General features: G+C 58.0%; 1 protein-coding gene. It reads right to left on the reverse strand.

The genetic code is table 11. From position 1 onward, the window contains the following. A partial coding sequence (locus B7449_RS18230) for a hypothetical protein (RefSeq protein WP_048884025.1) occupies positions 1–245 on the reverse strand: 245 nt, incomplete at both ends.

Here is a 245-nt window from a genome sequence, read left to right on the forward strand (position 1 = left end):
GTATGGTTCTGTGAAATGAAGGCGAGCTGGACGTTGTGCTTGCGTCCCTCGCGGCCATCGCGCACAGCCTGCTTGTCTACCTGGGGCGCGGGTTCGGTGCGGTGCCACTCATCGAAGTCGACACGTTTCGTCGTTTCGTACATCTCCGTGAAACGGGCGAGATGATAGTCTCGCATGGATGGGGGCATATGCGGGTCATCCGCATAATCGGGATGGAGAAAGAAATTCCGGGCCAGGATATGGCG

It is taken from the genome of Komagataeibacter intermedius TF2 (assembly GCF_000964425.1).
GTDB classification, from domain to species: Bacteria; Pseudomonadota; Alphaproteobacteria; order Acetobacterales; family Acetobacteraceae; genus Komagataeibacter; species Komagataeibacter intermedius.